Below are 5,428 nucleotides of genomic sequence, written 5' to 3' on the forward strand. Positions count from 1 at the left end.
GGACAATAGAACGGCCCCATCGCCGACTGCGCCATGCCGCAGCGCCCGCCATTGGTGGCATTGCGGAACAGGACGATTTTCGGGCCGGTGTAGCTCTGTCCGGAAGCCTGGAACACTTCGCTCCAGCGATCGTCGATTTCGCCCAGAATGCCGGAGATCATGCTGCCCATCTCGTCGGTCGGCGCGCCGGTCTTCGCCGGGCCCGAGCGGCGATCGGTCTGATAGGTCTGCGAGCCGCCGCCGGTGAGAATTTCGGCGCCGCCGATCAGGATGCGCGGATCGATGCCGAAGGCGTAGCCGATCAGGCCGAGCACGATGACGGTGCCGATGCCAAGTCCGCCGCCGCCCATCGGCAGCCCCATGCCGCCGCCACCGCCAAAACCGCCGCCATCATCGCCACGGCGGTCCTCGATGTCGTCGCTGCGTCGGAAATCGTCGTAACGCATGGCTTTTTCCTATCGCATTCCTATCGCGTCTCAATCGCAAATCATCGGCAACGCCAGGCGCGTGCCGGGGCGCTATGAACGTAAAATTTGCAGCGCATTAATCAATAACCTGCCCCGGCAAAAATTGCCTAGCAAGAAAGAATTACCGGATTAAGTCGATTTTTACTTTGCCGGGGCAATGTAGCCGCAGTCGGTTGTTTTGGTCCCGCGTCGCCGATCGCGTCGCCTGAGTCAGAGTTCATGAGTCATGGTTGTGTCGCGTCGCGGGGCGTCTGCAAGGGCGCCCCGCACTAAATTCGAGGCCCCTTCGGATTTCCAAATCATCGTTGGCGACTGCGTCGCCGAGATGTCGAAACTGCCGGCCGCATCGGTCGATCTGGTGTTCGCCGATCCGCCCTACAATCTTCAGCTCAAGGGCGAACTCAAGCGCCCCGACGAATCCCATGTCGATGCCGTCAATGACGACTGGGACAAGTTTTCCTCGTTTGCCGCTTATGACGACTTCACCCGCGCCTGGCTGCTCGCCTGCCGCCGCCTGATGAAGCCGTCGGCGACGTTGTGGGTGATCGGCTCCTACCACAACATTTTTCGCGTCGGCACGATCATGCAGGATCTCGGCTTCTGGATCCTCAACGACATCGTGTGGCGCAAGTCGAATCCGATGCCCAATTTCCGCGGCCGCCGCTTCACCAACGCCCACGAGACCATGATCTGGGCGGCGCGCGACGAGAAGGCCAAGGGCTACACTTTCAATTACGAGGCACTGAAGGCCGCCAACGAGGATGTGCAGGCGCGCTCGGACTGGCTGATCCCGCTGTGCACCGGCGAGGAGCGGCTGAAGGACGGCGACGGCCGCAAAGTGCATCCGACCCAGAAGCCGGAAGGCCTCTTGGCGCGCGTGCTGCTCTCGTCATCGAAGGTCGGCGATCTCGTGATCGATCCGTTCAACGGAACGGGCACCACGGGCGCCGTGGCAAAACGTCTCGGGCGCCGCTACGTCGGTTTTGAGCGCGACGAGGCCTATGCCAAGGCGGCGCTCGCGCGCATTGCGGCGATCGCGCCGCTGCCGGAGGCAACGCTCGCCCCGTTCATGACCGCGCGCCAGGCACCCCGCGTCGCCTTCTCGGAGCTGATCGAGCGCGGCATGATCAGGCCCGGCACAAAACTGGTCGACGCCAAGAAGCGCCACGGCGCGCTGGTGCGCGCCGACGGCGCCATCATGCTCGGCGACAAGGTGGGCTCGATCCACCGCATCGGCGCGGTCGCGCAGGGCGCCGAGGCCTGCAACGGTTGGACTTTCTGGCACGTCGAGACCAAGAGCGGCCTGCGGCTGATCGACGAACTGCGCGCCGAGATCCGCGCCGGCATGGCGGCGGGTTAGCTGCCGCCGCGAGCCGACCGTCAGGCCGGACCGGGGCTCGTCGCATCCGCGATCCGGCCGCGCAGATTTTCCGGGCGGCGCACCACGCGCGTCAACAGCTGCTCGATCTGATGCACGTCGCTGTCACGCTGCCCGTTCGGCGGCGTGCCAGCGCGCGGATAATCAGGTTGGTGGGCGCGGCTCGGCGCCGGCGCCGATTCGTCGGCGAACGAACCATGCGCCAACAGTTTCAGTGACGACGGCAGCCGGAACGGCTCGGGCGGCCAGTGCGGCAGGGACAGACGGCCGTCCACCTCGCGGCTCCGCGTGCGATCCGTGAAGAAATAGGCCAGCCCCGCTCCGAGCGTCACGAAGATGAGCGCGCCGAACGCCGCCAGGAACAGCGCCGAGAGCGATGTGGCACGGCCCATCGCCGACACGTCCGGCCTTGCAAGTGGTGCAGCTGGTGCGGCAGAGACCGATGGCTGAGCAAGCGCCGGCGCGCTGACCGATGCAGACGGCGCGGCGGGCGCAGGCGCTACCTCCTGCTCAGAGTCCGGCGCTGCATCCGCCGTCGCCACGGACGGCGACGGCTGGAGCGGCGGCTCGCTCGTCGTCGCAGGCTTGAAATTCGCCGCATCCAGCGCGCGCCAGACGTCGGGCGACTTGGATGATTCGCCACTTGCATCACTCGACGCGCCCTGCGGGGCATTGCCGCTCGCCGGCGCAGCCGGAGCGGCAGACGCGACCTTCGCGTCATCGTCGCGGCCGATCTGCGGCATTGGAATCTCGGCATGCACGTTCGCGACGGAACGCGCGAGCGCTGCCTCGCGATCGGAATCGGTGAGCGTGCTGCGATGCTCCGATGCCGCTTTCGCGGTGCGTGACATCGCCTTGCCCGCATCGCCGAGATACCAGCAATGGCGCTGGGTCGCGCGATCGATCCGATAGTACCAGTGCTGACCGGGCGATGACGCCTTCTTCGGAGCGGCGGGACATTCGTCAGCTGCGCCGGCGTCGGCCAGATGCATCGTGACGAACGAGGTGCCCGCCAACATGCACGTCAACACACCCACCACAAAGCTCGTCGTTCGGTTCATCATCAAGACCTCTGACAAATTTTGACGCGTCCCCAACCTGACGATCCCACTTCGGCCGTTTCTGTGATGAGTTGGGTCACAATGTGGCTGAACGCGGCGATGTCAGCGCGGAACTGTTGATAAGCCCAGGGAACCGTCACATACCGATCACAATCTGTCGTCAACCGGGTGGTTGACACGGGATGTCAGACGTGCAGTGGCAACGCTGCGAGCGTTGCGTCGTCGCGCGAAGCGAGCGCTGGTGCATCGTTCGTGGATTCTCGTCCTGATTCAGACGGCTTGCGTATCGGCCTCATCCTGATGCGTCGACCGGGCGAAGCGGTAGGGATAGCGCGCGGACAAGCTCACCGTCGTATCAACCCATGTCTTCAACCGCGCCACGTCGAATGGTTCGAACAGCCAGCTCTGATACGTGCGCTCCGGCGGGCAGGTCATGACAAAGGTCGCGCATCCCGAAAGGGCCACGATGACGAGGGCTCCGCAGAGCGCCCAGAACAGCGAATAGAGCGACTTGGTCCGTCCGCCTGCGCGCGAGGCCACCTTGCTCGGGGCCTGCGCTTCTTCCTTGTCCATCCTGTCCAATAAGGGGGGAGACGTGCCGCCGTCCGGATCGGTGGCCGTGACACCATTGACATCCGCCGATGCCATGGCGCCCGCCAAGGACACGTTCGTCAATCCGCTCGGGGGCAAGAGCACACTTGCGGAATTGGGCCAGCGGGTAGCGACCAGTGACTGCAGATCCTGGCTGGCCGCGACGTCAGGCAAATCCTGCGTGCTTCGTGCTGCGATCAGGCGCTTCTGATCGTTCGGCGTCGTGATTAACGTATCCTCGGCACGCAAGGTGTCGTTGGCGCGTCGTTGCGCCAATTCGGCACGGGCGTCGTCGGCGGGATGCGAATTTTCGCGCCTGAGCCTCGCGAACAGCGCCGCTCGTTTGGACGTTGATCTTGCGGTGTGCGAGACGGCCCTGTCCATGTCGCCAAGATACCAGCAATGGCGCTTGGTGCTGCGGTCGACCCGGTAGAACCAGTGATGGCCAGCGGGCGATTGCTTGTTCGGCCCGGCGAGACATTCGTCGGCAGCGCCTGCAAACCGCGGCTGCATCAACTCTACGGAGGCGCCCGCCACAATCCAGGTCAGGGCGCCCAGTGCCAGTCTCGTTGCTCGGCCGGTCATGGAGACCTCACGCAATTTTTACGAGTTATCCACCGGAGCATTTCCACGAGAAGTTGCTTTGAATGTGGCGAAATCCGTAATGTTACGGAAAAACTGTTGATAACTACAACATCTAGTATGGACCCGAACGCGGCGCCACTAGCCCGAAAGGGGTACTCCAAGTCCATAAGATGGCTCCGTTGCCCGGCGAACCACTGCAATTCATGAACCTCGGCGTTTGATGCCGCTTCAACTTCACCTCCCGCGCAAGCGTGGCGCGCAAGGCATGAGACCGATCCGCGCAGCTGCAGCTCTGCTCGCACGGCAGATCAAACCTTCTCGCGAGGACGAGGCTTTTCAGTTTTATTCCTGACGCCCAAGGCATAGACTCTGAACGGCCCTCTGCTGTCCTGATTGATCGTCCGATGCGAAGACAATCCGAGACACTGCTTATGCTGATGCTGCTGCCGATCTTCTTTCTCGGCATCTTCCCCATGCTGCTGATGGCACTGCTCGGTTTTCTCGGCCTCTGTATCCTCGGCGTGCTGATGATCTGCGTCGGCCTCGCCGACGGCCTGACCGAGGATTGCGATTTCAACCGCGAGCTCATTGTCGGCGGCTTTACCCGGCCATCGGAGCGCGCCGCCCAGGCCTCTCGGCTATGTTCGGCGAGAAGGCTCGCGACCTGGTCGGCGGTGGCCGGCGCCGGCATGGTGATCGCGGGAGTGGCCGGCGCGCTCTACTCCTGACAACGTGATTCGCGCGGGATTTGAAAATCCCAGAGCTTCCGCTAACGATCGATCGAGGCCGCAACGGCGTCGGGCCAAGCATGACGTCCGCGACATCGAAACGTCACAGAATCCCTGGGGAGACCATATGCTCAAATTCTATTTCAACGGCGCGCCGAATCCGAACAAGGTCGCGCTTTTCCTGGAAGAGTCTGGATTACCTTTCGAGCCCATCGCCGTCGACACGCGCAAGGGCGAGCAGTTCAAGCCCGAATTCCTCAAAGTGAACCCGAACGGCAAAGTGCCGGCGATCGACGATGACGGCACCTTCGTGTTCGACAGCAACGCCATCCTGCTCTACCTGGCCGAAAAGACCGGAAAGTTTCTCCCCGCGAGCACGCCGCAGAGCCGCGCGCAGCTGTTGTCCTGGCTGATGTTCATCGCGACCGGCCTCGGACCCTATTCAGGACAGGCGGTGCATTTCAAGCATTTCGCACCGAAGGAACTCGACTACGCCCACAACCGCTACCAGTTCGAGGCGCAGCGCCACTACAAGATCCTCGACGACCATCTCGCAAGCAGCCGCTACATGGTGGACGACAGCTACAGCATCGTCGACATGGCGTTCTGGGGCTGGGC

General features: G+C 63.3%; 6 protein-coding genes. 3 read left to right on the forward strand and 3 right to left on the reverse strand.

What is annotated here, in order from left to right; all coding sequences use genetic code 11:
* A partial coding sequence (locus JOZ76_RS06305; protein ID WP_291697768.1) for a neutral zinc metallopeptidase occupies positions 1 to 446 on the reverse strand: 446 nt, incomplete at its 3' end.
* A gap of 247 nt (positions 447 to 693) precedes the next feature.
* Between JOZ76_RS06305 and JOZ76_RS06310 the strand changes: the two genes are divergently transcribed.
* On the forward strand, positions 694 to 1,827 hold the full coding sequence (locus JOZ76_RS06310; RefSeq protein WP_291697769.1) for a site-specific DNA-methyltransferase: 1,134 nt from the start codon (positions 694 to 696) through the stop codon (positions 1,825 to 1,827).
* Between the two features lie 20 nt (positions 1,828 to 1,847).
* On the opposite strand, the gene JOZ76_RS06315 is transcribed toward JOZ76_RS06310, so the two are convergent.
* The gene (locus tag JOZ76_RS06315) at positions 1,848 to 2,882 is read right to left on the reverse strand and encodes a hypothetical protein (protein WP_291697770.1); all 1,035 of its coding nucleotides are present in this window, start codon (positions 2,880 to 2,882) and stop codon (positions 1,848 to 1,850) included.
* A 294-nt stretch (positions 2,883 to 3,176) separates the two neighbouring features.
* Complete coding sequence (locus tag JOZ76_RS06320) at positions 3,177 to 4,082, reverse strand: hypothetical protein (protein WP_291697771.1); 906 nt, start codon at positions 4,080 to 4,082, stop codon at positions 3,177 to 3,179.
* A 404-nt stretch (positions 4,083 to 4,486) separates the two neighbouring features.
* Between JOZ76_RS06320 and JOZ76_RS06325 the strand changes: the two genes are divergently transcribed.
* Together JOZ76_RS06325 and JOZ76_RS06330 are read left to right on the forward strand one after the other, a co-directional pair.
* Positions 4,487 to 4,810 (forward strand): hypothetical protein, encoded by a 324-nt coding sequence (locus JOZ76_RS06325; protein ID WP_291697772.1) that lies wholly within the window; start codon positions 4,487 to 4,489, stop codon positions 4,808 to 4,810.
* A 127-nt stretch (positions 4,811 to 4,937) separates the two neighbouring features.
* Positions 4,938 to 5,428, forward strand: a 491-nt coding sequence (locus JOZ76_RS06330; protein WP_291697773.1) for a glutathione S-transferase family protein, incomplete at its 3' end; no start/stop codon positions are given.

The sequence above is a fragment of the Bradyrhizobium sp. genome, from assembly GCF_019244115.1.
GTDB lineage: Bacteria > Pseudomonadota > Alphaproteobacteria > Rhizobiales > Xanthobacteraceae > Bradyrhizobium.

What these genes read in the sequence shown, in the direction of transcription:
- JOZ76_RS06310 (WP_291697769.1), top strand. Translation starts at nt 694, where the DNA reads ATGGTTGTGTCGCGTCGCGGGGCGTCTGCAAGGGCGCCCCGCACTAAA.
- JOZ76_RS06320 (WP_291697771.1), bottom strand. Translation starts at nt 4,082, where the DNA reads ATGACCGGCCGAGCAACGAGACTGGCACTGGGCGCCCTGACCTGGATT.
- JOZ76_RS06325 (WP_291697772.1), top strand. Translation starts at nt 4,487, where the DNA reads ATGCGAAGACAATCCGAGACACTGCTTATGCTGATGCTGCTGCCGATC.